Raw genomic sequence first — 16,424 nt, 5'->3', positions numbered from 1 at the left:
GATGTCGCGACTCGGCAGCCTCGGCGCCCGGCTCTACCGCGGTGAGGTCGGTTACGACTTCGTCGGCAAGCGGATGATCTGGTACGGCCTTTCGATCCTGATCACCATCACGGCCATCGTCGGTCTGGCGGTGCGCGGTCTGACGATGGGTATCGAGTTCGAGGGCGGTGCCGTCTTCACCACGCCCAAGACGAGCCTCTCCGTCGCGAAGGTCCAGGAGGACGCCGAGAAGGCGTCCGGGCACGACGTGATCGTCCAGGAGCTGGGCAACGGCGGCATGCGGATCCAGATCAGTGGTCTGGACACCGCCACCGCCACCCCGGTCCAGGACGCGCTCGCCAAGGACCTGGACGTCCCGGCCAACAAGATCAACGCCGAGCTGGTCGGCCCCAGTTGGGGTGAGCAGATCGCCAACAAGGCTTGGACCGGCCTGGCGATCTTCATGGTGCTGGTGGTGATCTATCTCGCCATCGCCTTCGAGTGGCGGATGGCCGTCGCCGCCCTCATCGCCCTGATCCACGACCTCACCATCACCGTCGGTGTCTACGCACTGGTGGGCTTCGAGGTCACACCGGGCACGGTGATCGGCCTGTTGACGATCCTTGGTTACTCCCTCTACGACACCGTCGTCGTCTTCGACGGGCTCAAGGAGGGGTCCAAGGACATCACCAAGCAGACTCGCTGGACCTACAGCGAGGTCGCCAACCGCAGCCTCAACGGCACGCTGGTGCGATCCATCAACACCACCATCGTGGCGCTGCTCCCGGTGGCCGGCCTGCTGTTCATCGGTGGCGGCGTGCTCGGCGCGGGCATGCTCAACGACATCTCGCTCTCGCTGTTCGTCGGCCTCGCCGCCGGTGCGTACTCGTCGATCTTCATCGCCACTCCGCTCGTCGCCGACCTCAAGGAACGCGACCCGCAGATGAAGGCCCTGAAGAAGCGCGTGCTCGCCAAGCGGGCCGCCGCGGCGGCCAAGGGCGAGTCGGCCGAGGGTTCGGACCGGTCCGACGGCTGGGACGGGCCGCAGGACCGGGTCGAGGGTGACGCCGCGCCCGCCGGTGCGGTCGTCGGCCAGCGTCCTGCCGACCGCGGCCCCCGCGGTCGCGGCAAGCCCTCGGGCAAGCGGCGATGACCAGCACCCAGGAGCTCCTGCTCAGCCGCATCAGGGACGTTCCGGACTATCCGAAGCCGGGCGTGATGTTCAAGGACATCACCCCCCTGCTCGCGGACCCGGAGGCCTTCACGGCCCTGACCGAAGCCCTCGCGGAGCTGTGCGTACGGCACGGCGCCACCAAGGTCGTCGGCCTGGAGGCGCGCGGCTTCATCCTGGGCGCGCCGGTCGCGATTCGCGCCGGCCTGGGTTTCATCCCCGTGCGCAAGGCGGGGAAGCTGCCCGGGGCGACGCTCTCGCAGGCGTACGAGCTGGAGTACGGCACCGCCGAGATGGAGATCCACGCCGAGGACCTGGCCGCGGACGACCGCGTCATGATCATTGATGACGTGCTCGCCACCGGCGGCACAGCCGGGGCCTCGCTGGAGCTCGTCCGGCGGGCCGGTGCCCAGGTCGCAGGCGTGGCCGTGCTCATGGAGCTCGGCTTCCTGAACGGCCGAGCACGGCTGGAAGGGCCCCTCAAGGGGGCACCGCTGGAGACCCTGATCACTGTCTGACCTGCGCTGATGTACGTAAGAGGCGGGCCCGGGAATTCTCCCCGGGCCCGCCTCCTGCGTCCCCTTCGCCCCCGGCCCCGGGCGAAGGCCGGGCCAGGGATCGTTACCATGGGCTTTCCGGGCCTGACCGGGGGACCCGGATCCGCACGAGGAGCGCTCTTGCCAGACGAGGCCCAGCCACTCTCCCCCAGCGCCCGTCCGGGGGACCCCGCAGCCGCGCAGCCCGGCCCCGAGCAGGCCGACCGGGCCGCGGCGGGCACGGTCACGCCCGCGGAGAGCGGCGCTCCCGCCGACACCACCCGGAACACGGAGCCCCCCAAGACGGCCGAGCCCGCCAACGCCACCGGGACGCCCGAGCCCGCCAACGCCACCGGGGCGGTGAAGCCCGCCGAGCCCGCCGGGAACACGGAGCCCGCCGAGCCCGCCGACGATGTCAAGGCCGCCGAGTCCGCGGAGTCCGCCAAGGACGCGGCGACGCCCCCGCAGCCCAAGGCCGCCCCTGAGCAGGCCAACGACGCTTCCCCTGTCTCCGCCCCCAAGCCGGTCCAGGGCTCCGCCCCGCGCACCGGCGGCGGCTCGTCCAACCGGGTCAAGGCCAGGCTCGCCCGCCTCGGCGTGCAGCGCACCAGCCCGTACAACCCGGTCCTCGAGCCGTTGCTGCGCATAGTGCGCAGCAACGATCAGAAGATCGAGACCACGACCCTGCGTCAGATCGAGCGCGCCTACCAGGTCGCCGAACGCTGGCACCGCGGGCAGAAGCGCAAGAGCGGCGACCCGTACATCACCCACCCGCTGGCCGTCACCACCATCCTCGCCGAGCTCGGCATGGACCCGGCGACGCTGATGGCGGGCCTGCTGCACGACACCGTCGAGGACACCGAGTACGGCCTGGACACACTGCGCCGCGACTTCGGCGACCAGGTGGCACTGCTCGTCGACGGCGTCACCAAGCTGGACAAGGTCAAGTTCGGCGAGGCCGCGCAGGCCGAGACCGTTCGCAAGATGGTCGTCGCCATGGCCAAGGACCCGCGCGTCCTGGTCATCAAGCTCGCCGACCGCCTGCACAACATGCGCACGATGCGTTATCTCAAGCGGGAGAAGCAGGAAAAGAAGGCCCGCGAGACCCTGGAGATCTACGCGCCGCTGGCCCACCGCCTGGGCATGAACACCATCAAGTGGGAGCTGGAGGACCTCGCCTTCGCGATCCTCTACCCCAAGATGTACGACGAGATCGTGCGGCTGGTGGCCGAGCGGGCGCCCAAGCGCGACGAGTACCTCGCCATAGTGACCGACGAGGTCCAGTCCGATCTGCGGGCCGCTCGCATCAAGGCCACCGTCACCGGTCGGCCCAAGCACTACTACAGCGTCTACCAGAAGATGATCGTGCGAGGCCGCGACTTCGCCGAGATCTACGACCTGGTGGGGATTCGTGTACTTGTCGACACGGTCCGCGACTGTTACGCCGCCCTCGGCACCGTCCACGCGCGATGGAACCCGGTACCCGGCCGGTTCAAGGACTACATCGCGATGCCCAAGTTCAACATGTACCAGTCGCTGCACACGACCGTGATCGGGCCCAGCGGCAAGCCCGTCGAGCTGCAGATCCGTACGTTCGACATGCACCGCCGCGCCGAGTACGGCATCGCCGCGCACTGGAAGTACAAGCAGGAGCCGTCCGCCGGCGCCTCCAAGGTGCGTACCGACGCACCGAAGAACACCGGCCGGGGCCAGGACACCGTCAACGACATGGCCTGGCTGCGGCAGTTGCTCGACTGGCAGAAGGAGACCGAGGACCCCAGCGAGTTCCTGGAGTCCCTGCGCTTCGACCTCTCGCGCAACGAGGTCTTCGTCTTCACGCCCAAGGGTGACGTCATAGCGCTCCCGGCCGGCGCCACGTCCGTCGACTTCGCGTACGCCGTGCACACGGAGGTCGGCCACCGGACCATAGGGGCGCGGGTCAACGGGCGGCTCGTAGCGCTCGAATCGACCCTCGACAACGGCGACCTGGTGGAGGTCTTCACCTCCAAGGCGGCAGGAGCGGGTCCGTCCCGCGACTGGCTGGGCTTCGTCAAGTCGCCGCGAGCCAGGAACAAGATCCGCGCGTGGTTCTCCAAGGAGCGCCGCGACGAGGCGATCGAGCAGGGCAAGGACGCCATCGCGCGGGCCATGCGCAAGCAGAACATGCCGATCCAGCGCATCCTCACCGGCGACTCGCTCGTCACCCTCGCGCACGAGATGCGCTACAGCGACATCTCCTCGCTGTACGCGGCGATCGGCGAAGGCCATGTCACCGCGCAGAGCATCGTGCAGAAACTGGTGCAGGCGCTCGGCGGCGAGGACGCGGCCAACGAGGACATCGCGGAGAGCTCACCGCCCTCGCACGGCCGAAGCAAGCGCCGGGCCAACGCCGACCCGGGCGTCGTCGTCAAGGGCGTCGACGACGTGTGGGTCAAGCTGGCCCGCTGCTGTACGCCGGTCCCCGGCGACCCCATCATCGGGTTCGTCACCCGGGGCAGCGGCGTATCGGTGCACCGCGCCGACTGCGTCAACGTCGACTCGCTGTCCAAGGAACCCGAGCGCATCCTTGAGGTCGAGTGGGCCCCGACGCAGTCCTCGGTCTTCCTCGTCGCCATCCAGGTGGAGGCGCTGGACCGGTCCCGGCTGCTCTCGGACGTCACCCGCGTCCTGTCCGACCAGCACGTCAACATCCTGTCGGCGGCCGTCCAGACGTCCCGCGACCGGGTGGCCACCTCGCGGTTCACCTTCGAGATGGGCGACCCCAAGCACCTCGGTCACGTCCTGAAGGCGGTCCGCGGTGTGGAGGGCGTCTACGACGTCTACCGCGTCACCTCGGCCCGCAGGCCGTAGGGCGGACAGCGCATGGGGCGGCCCCGGTACGGAATTCCGTACCGGGGCCGCCCCACGCGTGTGGTGAGTCCGGCTCTCAGCCGCCGAACTCTTCCAGGCCCTTGAGCGCCTGGTCGAGCAGCGCCTGACGGCCTTCGAGCTCACGGCCGAGCTTGTCGGCCTTGGAGTTGTTGCCCGAGGCGCGGGCCGCGTCGATCTGCGTACGCAGCTTGTCGACGGCGTCCTGGAGCTGGCCGGTCAGACCCGCGGCGCGCGCACGCGCCTCGGGGTTCGTACGGCGCCACTCGGTCTCCTCGGTCTCCATGAGAGCCCGCTCCACCGTCTGCATCCGGCCCTCGACCTTCGGGCGGGCGTCACGCGGCACATGACCGATGGCCTCCCAGCGCTCGTTGAGGGAACGGAACGCGGCCCTGGCCGCCTTCAGGTCCTTCACCGGCACCAGCTTCTCGGCCTCGGCCGCGAGCTCCTCCTTGAGCTTGAGGTTCTCGGACTGCTCCGCGTCGCGCTCCGCGAAGACCTCGCTGCGCGCGGCGAAGAAGACGTCCTGGGCGCCGCGGAAGCGGTTCCACAGATCGTCCTCGGCTTCGCGCTGGGCGCGGCCCGCGGCCTTCCACTCGGTCATCAGATCGCGATAACGGGCGGCGGTCGTCACCCAGTCCGTGGAGCCGGAGAGCGCCTCGGACTCGACGACCAGCTTCTCCTTGGCCTTACGGGCCTCCTCGCGCTGCGCGTCCAGCGAGGCGAAGTGGGCCTTGCGCCGCTTGGAGAACGCCGAGCGGGCATGCGAGAAGCGGTGCCACAGCTCGTCGTCGGACTTCCGGTCCAGCCTGGGCAGGCCCTTCCAGATGTCCACCAGCGCCCGCAGCCGCTCGCCGGCCGACCGCCACTGCTCGCTCTGCGCCAGCTCCTCGGCCTCGACGACCAGAGCCTCCTTGGCGTGCTTCGCCTCGTCGGTCTGCTTCGCCTTCTGTACCTTGCGCTCCTCGCGGCGCGACTCGACCGTCTTGACGAGCGCGTCGAGGCGCTTGCCCAGCACGTCGAGGTCACCGACCGCGTGATGCTCGTCGACCTGCAGGCGCAGGTGGTCGATCGCGGTCTGCGCGTCCTTGGCCGACAGGTCGGTGGTCTTCACCCGCCGCTCGAGGAGGCCGATCTCGACAACCAGGCCTTCGTACTTGCGCTCGAAGTAGGCCAGGGCCTCCTCGGGAGAGCCCGCCTGCCAGGATCCGACGACCTTCTCGCCATCGGCCGTACGCACGTACACGGTGCCGGTCTCGTCGACACGGCCCCACGGGTCGCTGCTCACAGCGCCTCCTCCACATGATGCCTGTCAGGGGCGCGAAGGCCCCCGGGCATCGTCCACAGTTTCTTTTCGCGGGTCACAGGCGCCCCGCACTCCGCCAACATAGGCGAACCGCAGGGCGGCTGTCCGCATCCCGCACTGCCGGATTTACTTGGTGACGGTCGCCTTGTCGATGACGACGGTCGCATTCGGCGCCCCGTCACCCTGACCGGTCGCCTCACCCGCACCAGCGATCTTCTTCAGTACGTCCTGACCACCCTTGATGGTGCCGAACGGCGTGTAGTTGGCAGGCAGTTTGCTGTCCTGGTACACGAGGAAGAACTGGCTGCCACCGGTACCCGGGCCCGCGTTCGCCATCGCGACCGTGCCGGCCGGGTAGACGCCACCCTTGAGCTTCGGGTCCTTCAGGTTCTCGTCGGGCAGCTTGTAGCCGGGGGTGCCCGAGCCCTGGGCCGTCGGGTCACCGCACTGCAGGACGAAGATGCCGTTCGTCGTCAGGCGGTGGCACTTCGTGTGGTCGAAGTACCCCTTGGACGCGAGGAAGTTGAAGGAGTTGACCGTGCGGGGCGCCTTCGCCGCGTCCAGGCCGAGCGTGATGTCACCACAGGTGGTCCGCAGCTTCATCGTGTACGCGGCGGACTTGTCGATGGTGAGTGCCGGCTCCTTCTTGTACGACAGCTTCTTCACGGCGCCGGCCGCCGGCTTCTTGCAGGGGTCGGGCCCCTTCGACGGCGACGCACTGGGCGTGGAGTCGGCGACGGTGTCCTTGCTGTCGTCCTTCTTGTCGTCGCCGCCCAGACTGCCGGTGGCGAACGCGGCGGCCCCGGCAGCCAGCACCACGGCGAGCGCCGAGGCGATCACGGCATTGCGCCGCCGCGCCTTGCGCTTCGCGGCGGCGCGGCGGACCTGCTGGCGTTCGAACTTTTCACGGGCGAGCTGCCGCCGCCGCTGATCGTTGTTGACCACCGGTGTCTCCTCGTACGTCTCGTCTGTCACTGTCGGCCGACCTGAGCTTGCCCGTACCGTATATGGGTTACCTGTGGGATGAGCGGCGCCGGTAGGCTTTGGTCCGCCGCCACTCGACGCGGCGATCTCTTGCCGGACGACACATAGAGGACGATCGTGCTAATTGCCGGGTTCCCCGCCGGGGCCTGGGGGACCAACTGTTACGTGGTCGCCCCCGCCGCAGGCGAGGAGTGCGTGATCATCGACCCGGGCCACCAGGCCACCGAGGGAGTCGAAGAGACGCTCCGGAAGCATCGGCTCAAGCCGGTCGCCGTCATCCTCACCCACGGCCACATCGACCATGTCGCCTCGGTCGTCCCGGTGTGCGGAGCGCACGACGTACCCGCCTGGATCCACCCCGCCGACCGGTACATGATGAGCGACCCGGAGAAGGCCCTCGGCCGCTCCATCGGCATGCCGCTGATGGGCGAGCTGACCGTGGGAGAGCCGGACGACCTCAGGGAGCTCACGGACGGCGCGGAGCTGAAGCTCGCGGGACTCGACCTCACCGTCGCGCACGCGCCCGGCCATACCAAGGGGTCGGTGACCTTCACGATGCCCGAGTCCGGCGATGTCCCGCCGGTGTTCTTCTCGGGCGACCTGTTGTTCGCCGGCTCCGTCGGACGCTCGGACCTGCCCGGCGGCGACCACGCCGAGCTGCTCGGATCGCTGGCCAGGGTGTGCCTGCCGCTGGGCGATCCGACCGTGGTGCTGTCCGGCCACGGCCTCCAGACGACCATCGGCCACGAGCGCGCCACCAACCCGTACATGCGGCAGGTGGCGGCCGGCCAGGGAGCGGCTCCCGCTCCACGACGAGGAATGTGACGAGAGATTCCGTGAGCACTTTTCAGGCCCCCAAGGGCACGTACGACCTGCTTCCGCCGGACTCCGCGACGTACCTCGCGGTGCGCGAGGCCATCGCCGCGCCGCTGAGGAACTCCGGCTACGGCTATGTCGAGACGCCGGGCTTCGAGAACGTCGAGCTGTTCTCGCGCGGTGTGGGCGAGTCCACCGACATCGTCTCCAAGGAGATGTACGCCTTCGAGACCAAGGGCGGCGACAAGCTGGCGCTCCGCCCCGAGGGCACCGCCTCCGTGCTGCGGGCGGCGCTGGAGGCCAACCTGCACAAGGCGGGCAGCCTCCCGGTCAAGCTCTGGTACTCCGGCTCGTACTATCGCTACGAGCGTCCGCAGAAGGGCCGCTACCGCCACTTCTCGCAGGTCGGCGCCGAGGCGATCGGCATGGAAGACCCGGCCCTGGACGCCGAGCTGATCATCCTGGCCGACCAGGCGTACCGCGCGCTCGGGCTGCGGGAGTTCCGCATCCTGCTGAACTCGCTGGGCGACAAGGAGTGCCGCCCCGTCTACCGGGACGCGCTCCAGGGCTTCCTGCGCGGTCTCGACCTGGACGAGGAAACCCGCCGTCGCATCGAGATCAACCCGCTGCGGGTCCTCGACGACAAGCGCGCCGACGTCCAGAAGCAGCTGGTGGGCGCTCCGCTGCTGCGCGACTACCTGTGCGACGCGTGCAAGGCGTACCACGAGGAGGTCCGCGGGCTGCTGGCCTCGGCCGGCGTCCGGTACGAGGACGACGAGAAGCTGGTGCGCGGCCTCGACTACTACACGCGTACGACCTTCGAGTTCGTGCACGACGGTCTCGGTTCGCAGTCCGCGGTGGGCGGCGGCGGCCGTTACGACGGCCTGTCCGAGATGATCGGCGGCCCCGCGCTGCCGTCCGTCGGCTGGGCACTGGGCGTGGACCGCACGGTCCTGGCACTGGAGGCCGAAGGCATCACCCTCGAACTCCCCGCCACCACCAGCGTGTTCGCGGTGCCGCTGGGCGAGGAGGCCCGCCGGGTCCTGTTCGCAGTGGTGACGCGGCTGCGCCAAGAGGGCGTGGCGACCGACTTCTCGTTCGGTGACCGCGGCCTCAAGGGCGCCATGAAGGGCGCCAACCGGTCCGGTGCACGGTTCGCGATCGTCGCGGGTGAGCGCGACCTCGCCGACGGCCTGGTCCAGCTCAAGGACCTCAAGTCGGGGGAGCAGGAGCCGGTCGCGCTCGACGCGGTCGTCGCCGAGATCCGGCGCAGGCTCGCCTGACGCACGCACGCACGCACGGAAAGCGGGGGCCCGGACACATCGTCCGGGCCCTTCGCGTTCTGGTGGGCGCGTTCCACAGGCTTGCGGACGTCAACTTCGTGACGGTACCCACCCCTTACGGGCGCCACCGTCGCCGATGGCGCCCCTTCCGGCGGATGCCCAGGTCCAGGCCGTTTCCGTGGGCCGCGCACGCGTCGCCGGGTCCGTCCTTATGTCCATCGAACAGTGGAAACGGGTGGTGGTGCGGCACAATGACCCTGCCCGGCAGGTACTGAGTGATGGAACGGCGATATGACGACTGCAGTGGTAGACGACGTGTCCTCCGACCGCGGGGGAGCGAGGGGTACGGTCGGCGGCGGTCGCGCGCTGGCCCTGCTGCTGATGATCACCGGGGCGGCCGGTCTGCTGGCCTCCTGGGTCATCACCATCGACAAGATCAAGCTTCTCGAGGATCCGACCTTCACGCCGGGCTGCAGCCTCAACCCCGTGGTGGCCTGCGGCAACATCATGAAGAGCGAGCAGGCCTCGGCCTTCGGGTTCCCCAACCCGATGCTCGGTCTCGTCACCTACGCGATGGTCGTGTGCATCGGCGTGGGGCTGCTGGCCGGGGCGCGCTACCGGAGCTGGTTCTGGCTCGGGCTGAACGCGGGCACCTTGTTCGGTGTCGGCTTCTGCACCTGGCTCCAGTACCAGTCGCTGTACAACATCAACTCGCTCTGCCTGTGGTGCTGCCTGGCCTGGGTCGCCACCATCGTGATGTTCTGCTACGTCACCACGCACAACATCAAGCACCGGATCATCCCGGCCCCCGAGGGCCTGCGGAAGGGCCTGCTGGAATTCCACTGGGTGCCTCCGGTGCTGTGGATCGGCATCATCGGGATGCTGATCCTGACGCGCTGGTGGGACTTCTGGACCAGCTGACCAGCCGGTCCGAGGGCATTGTCAGTGGGCTGGCATAGGCTTCATGCGTGGAGCCCGACCTATTCACCGCAGCCGCGGAAGACCGCCAGTTGAAGGACCCGTCCAGCAGTCCGCTGGCTGTACGGATGCGTCCGCGCACCCTCGACGAGGTGGTCGGCCAGCAGCATCTGCTGAAGCCCGGATCGCCACTGCGCCGCCTGGTCGACGAGGGCGGCAGCGGCCCCGCGGGCCCCTCTTCCGTGCTCCTCTGGGGCCCGCCCGGCATCGGCAAGACGACCCTGGCGTACGTCGTGAGCCAGGCCACCCAGAAGCGCTTCGTCGAGCTCTCCGCGATCACCGCCGGCGTCAAGGAGGTCCGGACCGTCATCGACAGCGCCCGGCGAGCCTCCGGTGGCTACGGCAAGGAGACCGTCCTCTTCCTCGACGAGATCCACCGCTTCAGCAAGGCCCAGCAGGACTCCCTGCTGCCCGCCGTCGAGAACCGCTGGGTCACGCTCATCGCCGCGACCACCGAGAATCCGTACTTCTCGATCATCTCACCGCTCCTCTCCCGGTCGCTGCTGCTCACACTGGAGTCGCTGACCGACGACGACCTGAGCGCACTGATGCACCGGGCGCTCACCGAGGACCGTGGCCTGGGCGGGGCCGTCACGCTGGCCGAGGACGCCGAGGCGCATCTGCTGCGGATCTCGGGCGGCGACGCGCGGCGCGCGCTCACCGCGCTGGAGGCCGCCGCGGGGGCCGCCATCTCCAAGAGCGACCAGGAGATCACCCTCGAAACGGTCGAGGAAACCGTCGACCGCGCGGCCGTGAAGTACGACCGGGACGGCGACCAGCACTACGACGTGGCGAGCGCGCTCATCAAGTCCATCCGCGGCTCCGACGTCGACGCGGCGCTGCACTACCTGGCGCGGATGATCGAAGCGGGGGAGGACCCCCGGTTCATCGCCCGAAGGCTGATGATCTCGGCCAGCGAGGACATCGGCCTCGCCGACCCGACCGCGCTGCCGACCGCGGTGGCCGCCGCCCAGGCCGTGGCGATGATCGGCTTCCCGGAGGCCGCTCTCACCCTGAGCCACGCCACCATCGCGCTCGCCCTCGCGCCCAAGTCCAACGCGGCGACGATGGCGATCTCCGCCGCCCAGGAAGACGTACGCAAGGGACTCGCGGGCCCGGTCCCCGCGCATCTGCGCGACGGGCACTACAAGGGCGCGGCCAAGCTCGGCCACGCGCAGGGCTATGTGTACCCGCACGACGTGCCGGGTGCCATCGCCGCCCAGCAGTACGCGCCGGACGCGGTGCACGGCAAGCAGTACTACACCCCCACGCGCTACGGCGCGGAGGCGCGGTATGCCGATGTGGTCGACAAGGTGCGCGAGCGGCTGCGCGGGGGCGGTTCGTAGCGGGGGACCGCCCCGGACCGTCAACCCCGGTGCGCCCGTGGGCGCGCCGTGACCGGCCGAAACCGGCAGGATCAGGTCCATGGTCCGACGATCCGCGTCCCACCGGTGCCGCGCCGCGGCGGCGCTCCTGGCCTGCGCCGTCGTACTGCCCGGCTGCCGGCACGAGGGGCCGCCCGCCGTGCGGCCGAAGGCCGTCCCGCTGAGCAGACCCGGCTTCCCGCCAGCGCCCGCGCAGGCGCGCACCGGGCTGGCCGGCCTCGGAGTCGGCCGGGGCGAGAACTGGCAGACGTACGCACGCGAGAAGTTCGGCAGGACCTGGTCGGACGACACCGACGCCCCTGGCGGGCGCAATGGCTGCGACACCCGCGACGACATCCTGGCGCGCGACCTGTCCGAACTGCGCCGCGGCGACCGCAACCCCTGTGTGGTGCTGTCCGGGGTGCTGAACGATCCGTACACCGGCAGGAAGCTGCCGTACTCCTACCGTCGCGCCTCGCAGATCCAGACCGACCACGTCGTCGCGCTCGGCGCCGCGTGGCGGGCCGGCGCCTGGGCGTGGACACCGGAGCGGCGTCTTGTGTACGCCAACGACCTGGACGTCCTGCTCGCCGTCGACAAGCGGGCCAACTACGACAAGAGCAGCAAGACCCCGGACAAGTGGAAGCCGCGCAAGGCGTACTGGTGCGAGTACGCCAGGCGCTGGGTCGGAATCAAGGTGAAGTACCGGCTGACCGTGACGCCGCCGGAGAAGCTCGCCCTCCGGGACATGCTGGTGGTCTGCCCGAAGTGAGCCGCTCGGGCACCGGCCCACCCGGCCGGTGCGCCGGATGCGCGGCTCTCGGGGCGCGGCTCCTCAGTGCGCCGCCGCGTCGAAGAGCTGATGCATGGCCCGGCGCAGCCCGATGATGTCGGTCACCGGCTCCTGGAAGTCGAACCGCGCGTCGAAGATGCGCCCGCCGGTCGACTGGAAGCGCACCCGCAGTCCGAACCGGTCCAGGCCCACCGGCACCGCGCTCTGCCAGTCCCCCTCCGTCGGGTCCGCCCCTTCGCCCACCAGGCACCCCAGCTCGCGCACCTGCTCGTTGTGCGCCGTGTGCAGGTGCTGGAGGAGGTCGGCCTCGTGCGCCACCAGGGGATCGGCGGTCGCCGAGGCGAAATCCTCGGGCTCCACGGAGCCGGCGCCCCACAGGTCGTCCACGCAGGCCTCGCCGACTTCGAGCCGCAGCAGCATGCGGCCGGGGTCGGCGATCCCGCGCACCGCGGTGAGCCAGCCGGTGACCCAGGCGCGGCCCCGGATACGGTTGGGGACCGAGACCGGCGCGACATCGGTGATCTCCAGCACAGCGGTCAGCTCGTCGTCCTGGGCGTGGGTGGCGGCGCGTACGGCCGGTGAGTCCGCGGGGAAGAGCAGGAACACCTCTCCGTCGGGTCCCACGCTCCTTTCCGACGGTGTCAGCTGCTCCGGACGGGCTCCGTCCAGCCCCGGGATGAGGAGCACCGCGGAGGAGGTACTCTGTACGAGAGTTCGTGTGCGCTCGGCTGCTGACGGCATCCGTGCGATTTCAAGTCCGCTGGGACGCGGCTGACCACGATCTGATCGGACCTCCGTCGCGTCGATGCCCTGAGCGTCGGCCTTCTTCGTGTTGTCCGTGACGTGACTGGTGTTCCCCGGGCGAGACATACGATCTCCTTGAGTAAGGTGAGCCTAACCTAACCTACAACGGAGGTCCGGAGAACGTGCCTAACCAGTCGCGTCCCAAGGTCAAGAAGTCACGTGCGCTCGGTATCGCACTGACGCCGAAGGCTGTCAAGTACTTCGAAGCCCGCCCGTACCCGCCGGGCGAGCACGGCCGTGGGCGCAAGCAGAACTCGGACTACAAGGTTCGTCTGCTCGAGAAGCAGCGTCTGCGCGCCCAGTACGACATCAGCGAGAAGCAGATGGCCCGCGCGTACGACCGCGCCAAGAAGGCCGAAGGCAAGACGGGCGAGGCGCTGGTCGTCGAGCTCGAGCGCCGGCTCGACGCGCTGATCCTTCGTTCGGGCATCGCCCGCACGATCTACCAGGCCCGCCAGATGGTCGTTCACGGCCACATCGAGGTCAACGGTGGCAAGGTCGACAAGCCGTCGTTCCGTGTCCGTCCCGACGACGTCGTGATGGTCCGCGAGCGCAGCCGCGAGAAGCACCCCTTCCAGGTTGCCCGCGAGGGTGGTTACGACACCGACGGTGAGACGCCGCGCTACCTCCAGGTGAACCTGAAGGCCCTGGCCTTCCGCCTGGACCGCGACCCGAACCGCAAGGAAATCCCGGTCATCTGCGACGAGCAGCTCGTCGTCGAGTACTACGCCCGCTGATCAGGCGTACGTAGCTCAGTCAGAGCGCCTCAGCCCGTCGCCTCCTCGCTCCTCACGGAGCGGGAGGCGGCGGGTTCGCGCGTGTGCGGGGCGTTTTCCCTCGGCGGCGGTACCGCACGCGACCGGGCCGGCCCGGCGGGGCGGACCGGTCCTGCCAGCGCCCTGGCGACCGCCGTGTCCATGGCGAGTCCGGCGCCCTCGTGCCTGAGCTTCTCGTACGCGCCGTCGCCGAGGCGCTCGCGCGCCTGCGCCTCGCACAGGGTGTGCGGCTCGCTGTAGTACGCCGAGCCGAACAGGGGCAGCCCCACCGACGGCCAGATCCGCTCGGCCGCCCCCTGCAGGACGGCGGCCTCCGCCGGATCACCCTCGTCCAGGGTCACCAGCGCCAACAGCTCCAGCGTGAGCACCAGACCGAGCAGGTCGTGGAAGGCGTGGTCGATGGCCAGGCACTCCACGAGCAGCTCCCGGGCCCGTTTAGGGCGGCCGTGGGTCCGCGCCGCGTAGGCCAGGACGTACAGCGCGTACGTGAGAGTCCAGCGTTCCCCATGGTCCTCGCAGACCTCGGTGACCTCCTCGCAGAGCAGTACGGCCTGTGCCAGATCGCCGCGGAAGGCCACCGCCATGGCCAACTCGACCTGTCCCATCAGCACATTGCTGTTGAGCTCGCCGATCTCCCGGTAGCGCAGCAGCGCCTCGCGCAGCAGCGCCTCGGCGCGCGGCATGTCGTCGGACACCAGCGCCAGACATCCCGACCTGTGCACGGCGTACGCCGCCGCGACCGCGTTGCCGGACACTTCGGCGCCGGCGCGGCACTCCTGGAGCGCGGCGAGCGCCCCGATCGCGTCGCCCTGCAGCACGGCCACGTGGCCGAGCACCCACAGCGCCTTCAGCCGGTAGGCCCCGTACTCGGTCTCCGCCTCCAAGGCGTGGTCCAGCCAGTGCCGGCCCTCCGCCAGGCGCCCGCAGCCGACCCAGTAGAACCACAGCGTGCCCGCCAGGTACTGGCCCAGGTGCGCCTCCTGCGGGCTGTCCAGCGAGTACTCCATCGCCTTGCGGAGATTGGGCAGTTCACTGTCGACTCGTGTGGCCACCTCGGCCTGCCGGGGGCTGAACCAGTCCAGTTCGCACCAGGTCGCCACCCCCAGATACCAGTCGCGGTGCCTGCGCGACAGCCGCGCCGCGTCCCCCGTCGCGGTCAGCCAGTCGCCGCCGTACTCCCTGACGGTGTCCAGCATCCGGTAGCGGACGCCGGACGGGGTGTCCTCGCGGGTCACGACGGACTGCGCCAGCAGTTCACCGAGTACGTCGAGTACGTCGAGTACGTCGGCGCCCGGCAGGTCGGGGCCGCCGCAGACGTACTCGGCGGCCTCCAGGTCGAACAGCCCCCGCGAACACCGAGAGGCGCGCCCACAGCAACCGCTGCGCGGGGGTGCACAGTTCATGGCTCCATCCGATGGCCGTGCGCAGCGTCTGATGGCGGGGGAGCGCGCCCCTGGCGCCGCCGGTCAGCAGCCGGAAACGGTCGTTGAGCCGGTCGAGCACCTGCTCGACGGAGAGTGCGCGGAGCCGCCCGGCGGCCAGTTCCAGGGCGAGTGGAATCCCGTCGAGGCGCCGGCACAGCTCCTCGACGGCGGCGCCGTTGTCGTCGCTCAGCCGGAAGGCGGGCTGCCCGCCGACGGCCCGGTCGGCGAAGAGCGCCATCGCGTCGGGCGGCGGCATGGGCGGCAGTTCGAAGGCCTGCTCGCCGTCGATGGTCAGCGGCATCCGCCCGGTGGCCAGCACGCGCAGCCCGGGTGCTCGCCGCAGCAGCTCCCTGACGAGGCCGGCGCAACTGTCGACGAGGTGCTCGAACCCGTCGAGCACCAGCAGGAGTTCACGCCCGGTGAGATGTTCGAGGAGTACGTCGCCTGGCGGCCTGGCGGTGTGGTCGGTCAGCCCGAGCGCCTCGACGACCGCGTGCTCCAGCAGTTCGGGATCGGGGAGCGCGGACAGCTCGGCGAGCCACACCCCGTCGGCGTACCGTTCCTGCAGGGCGCCCGCCTCGTGCAGCGCGAAGCGTGTCTTACCGACGCCGCCCACCCCGGTGACGGTGACCAGCCGGGCACGCGCGAGCAGTCGGCCGAGTTCCGCGAGCTCCTCGTGGCGCCCCACGAATCGATTCAGCTCCGTCGGCAGATTGCCGTGAGCGGCGGACGGGAACCCGGGCCGAGGAGAGCGTCGCATAGAACACGGAGCGTACCGACCTATAAGCACTCCGTACAATCGGCCCGGACAACTCCCGCCGTACGCACGCGTAATGCGGTATGGGCGGTGAGTCCCGGCGCGATAGGCTCACAGGACGACTTTTTTCACGTAGAGGGAGCGGTGCAAAGTGTCCGGTGGAGAGGTGGCCGGGATCCTGGTGGCCGTCTTCTGGGCGATTCTGGTCTCCTTTCTCGCCGTGGTGCTGGTGAGGCTGGCCCAGACGCTCAGGGCGACGACCAAGCTGGTGGCGGACGTGACCGAGCAGGCAGTGCCGCTGCTCGCCGACGCCTCCGCGACCGTGCGCTCCGCGCAGACTCAGCTCGACCGGGTCGACGCCATCGCCACGGACGTCCAGGAAGTCACCTCCAACGCGTCCGCGCTCTCGACCACGGTCGCGTCCACCTTCGGCGGCCCGCTGGTTAAGGTCGCGGCCTTCGGGTACGGCGTACGCCGGGCCCTCGGCCGCAACAAGGACATGCCGGCCCAATCGTCCCGGCGTGCCGTCATCGTCGGCCGGGCCGTGCCGTCCGACCGACGCAGGAAGCGGAAGGGCTGAAGCCG

General features: G+C 69.8%; 13 protein-coding genes and 1 pseudogene. 10 read left to right on the top strand and 4 right to left on the bottom strand.

What is annotated here, in order from left to right; genetic code table 11:
- Window position 1: 1 nt before the first annotated feature.
- From secF to ACLLJJ_RS04980, 3 genes are all read left to right on the top strand, one after another.
- Window positions 2-1,132 carry a protein translocase subunit SecF gene (gene secF, locus ACLLJJ_RS04990; protein ID WP_434588034.1) on the top strand — a complete coding sequence of 377 codons (1,131 nt, stop codon included), beginning with the start codon at window positions 2-4 and terminating at the stop codon, window positions 1,130-1,132.
- Window positions 1,129-1,668: an adenine phosphoribosyltransferase gene (locus ACLLJJ_RS04985; RefSeq protein WP_434588033.1), complete on the top strand. Its 540-nt coding sequence runs from the start codon at window positions 1,129-1,131 to the stop codon at window positions 1,666-1,668. Before secF ends, ACLLJJ_RS04985 begins: the two co-directional genes overlap by 4 nt.
- A gap of 159 nt (window positions 1,669-1,827) precedes the next feature.
- A complete protein-coding gene (locus ACLLJJ_RS04980; protein ID WP_434588032.1) occupies window positions 1,828-4,536 on the top strand; it encodes a RelA/SpoT family protein in 2,709 nt (902 codons plus the stop codon).
- A 76-nt stretch (window positions 4,537-4,612) separates the two neighbouring features.
- Here the strand turns inward: ACLLJJ_RS04980 and ACLLJJ_RS04975 are convergent, their stop codons facing one another.
- Together ACLLJJ_RS04975 and ACLLJJ_RS04970 are read right to left on the bottom strand one after the other, a co-directional pair.
- Window positions 4,613-5,842 carry a DUF349 domain-containing protein gene (locus tag ACLLJJ_RS04975; protein ID WP_434588031.1) on the bottom strand — a complete coding sequence of 410 codons (1,230 nt, stop codon included), beginning with the start codon at window positions 5,840-5,842 and terminating at the stop codon, window positions 4,613-4,615.
- A 144-nt stretch (window positions 5,843-5,986) separates the two neighbouring features.
- Window positions 5,987-6,805: a peptidylprolyl isomerase gene (locus tag ACLLJJ_RS04970; RefSeq protein WP_434600304.1), complete on the bottom strand. Its 819-nt coding sequence runs from the start codon at window positions 6,803-6,805 to the stop codon at window positions 5,987-5,989.
- Window positions 6,806-6,961: 156 nt separating this feature from the next.
- On the opposite strand from ACLLJJ_RS04970, the gene ACLLJJ_RS04965 reads away from it, so the two are divergent.
- From ACLLJJ_RS04965 to ACLLJJ_RS04945, 5 genes are all read left to right on the top strand, one after another.
- Window positions 6,962-7,669 carry an MBL fold metallo-hydrolase gene (locus tag ACLLJJ_RS04965; RefSeq protein ID WP_434588030.1) on the top strand — a complete coding sequence of 236 codons (708 nt, stop codon included), beginning with the start codon at window positions 6,962-6,964 and terminating at the stop codon, window positions 7,667-7,669.
- 11 nt (window positions 7,670-7,680) lie between these two features.
- The gene (gene hisS / locus ACLLJJ_RS04960) at window positions 7,681-8,943 is read left to right on the top strand and encodes a histidine--tRNA ligase (RefSeq protein WP_434588029.1); all 1,263 of its coding nucleotides are present in this window, start codon (window positions 7,681-7,683) and stop codon (window positions 8,941-8,943) included.
- 291 nt (window positions 8,944-9,234) lie between these two features.
- Entirely contained in the window at window positions 9,235-9,864 is a 630-nt protein-coding gene (locus tag ACLLJJ_RS04955; protein ID WP_434588027.1) for a vitamin K epoxide reductase family protein, read from the top strand.
- Window positions 9,865-9,911: 47 nt separating this feature from the next.
- Entirely contained in the window at window positions 9,912-11,267 is a 1,356-nt protein-coding gene (locus ACLLJJ_RS04950) for a replication-associated recombination protein A (RefSeq protein ID WP_434588026.1), read from the top strand.
- Between the two features lie 79 nt (window positions 11,268-11,346).
- Window positions 11,347-12,057 carry an HNH endonuclease family protein gene (locus ACLLJJ_RS04945; protein ID WP_434588025.1) on the top strand — a complete coding sequence of 237 codons (711 nt, stop codon included), beginning with the start codon at window positions 11,347-11,349 and terminating at the stop codon, window positions 12,055-12,057.
- Between the two features lie 63 nt (window positions 12,058-12,120).
- Here ACLLJJ_RS04945 and ACLLJJ_RS04940 read toward each other — a convergent pair whose 3' ends face one another.
- Complete coding sequence (locus ACLLJJ_RS04940; RefSeq protein ID WP_434600303.1) at window positions 12,121-12,819, bottom strand: DUF2470 domain-containing protein; 699 nt, start codon at window positions 12,817-12,819, stop codon at window positions 12,121-12,123.
- A 185-nt stretch (window positions 12,820-13,004) separates the two neighbouring features.
- Here ACLLJJ_RS04940 and rpsD point away from each other — a divergent pair, with 185 nt between their 5' ends.
- The gene (rpsD, locus tag ACLLJJ_RS04935) at window positions 13,005-13,619 is read left to right on the top strand and encodes a 30S ribosomal protein S4 (protein ID WP_283520647.1); all 615 of its coding nucleotides are present in this window, start codon (window positions 13,005-13,007) and stop codon (window positions 13,617-13,619) included.
- Window positions 13,620-13,648: 29 nt separating this feature from the next.
- On the opposite strand, the pseudogene ACLLJJ_RS04930 reads toward rpsD, so the two are convergent.
- Window positions 13,649-15,842 (bottom strand): annotated as a pseudogene (locus tag ACLLJJ_RS04930) (ATP-binding protein).
- Between the two features lie 148 nt (window positions 15,843-15,990).
- On the opposite strand from ACLLJJ_RS04930, the gene ACLLJJ_RS04925 reads away from it, so the two are divergent.
- Window positions 15,991-16,419 carry a DUF948 domain-containing protein gene (locus ACLLJJ_RS04925; RefSeq protein WP_434588024.1) on the top strand — a complete coding sequence of 143 codons (429 nt, stop codon included), beginning with the start codon at window positions 15,991-15,993 and terminating at the stop codon, window positions 16,417-16,419.
- Window positions 16,420-16,424: the final 5 nt, after the last annotated feature.

The sequence above is a fragment of the Streptomyces sp. A5-4 genome (assembly GCF_051131715.1).
In the GTDB taxonomy this organism is placed as follows: Bacteria; Actinomycetota; Actinomycetes; order Streptomycetales; family Streptomycetaceae; genus Streptomyces.
Note: the sequence above shows the minus strand (reverse complement) of the source record. Positions and strands in the feature narration are given on the sequence as shown.

Coding starts and splice junctions, on each gene's coding strand:
- ACLLJJ_RS04955 (WP_434588027.1), top strand. CDS start 9,235: ATGACGACTGCAGTGGTAGACGACGTGTCCTCCGACCGCGGGGGAGCG.
- ACLLJJ_RS04985 (WP_434588033.1), top strand. CDS start 1,129: ATGACCAGCACCCAGGAGCTCCTGCTCAGCCGCATCAGGGACGTTCCG.
- secF (WP_434588034.1), top strand. CDS start 2: ATGTCGCGACTCGGCAGCCTCGGCGCCCGGCTCTACCGCGGTGAGGTC.
- ACLLJJ_RS04945 (WP_434588025.1), top strand. CDS start 11,347: ATGGTCCGACGATCCGCGTCCCACCGGTGCCGCGCCGCGGCGGCGCTC.
- ACLLJJ_RS04940 (WP_434600303.1), bottom strand. CDS start 12,819: ATGCCGTCAGCAGCCGAGCGCACACGAACTCTCGTACAGAGTACCTCC.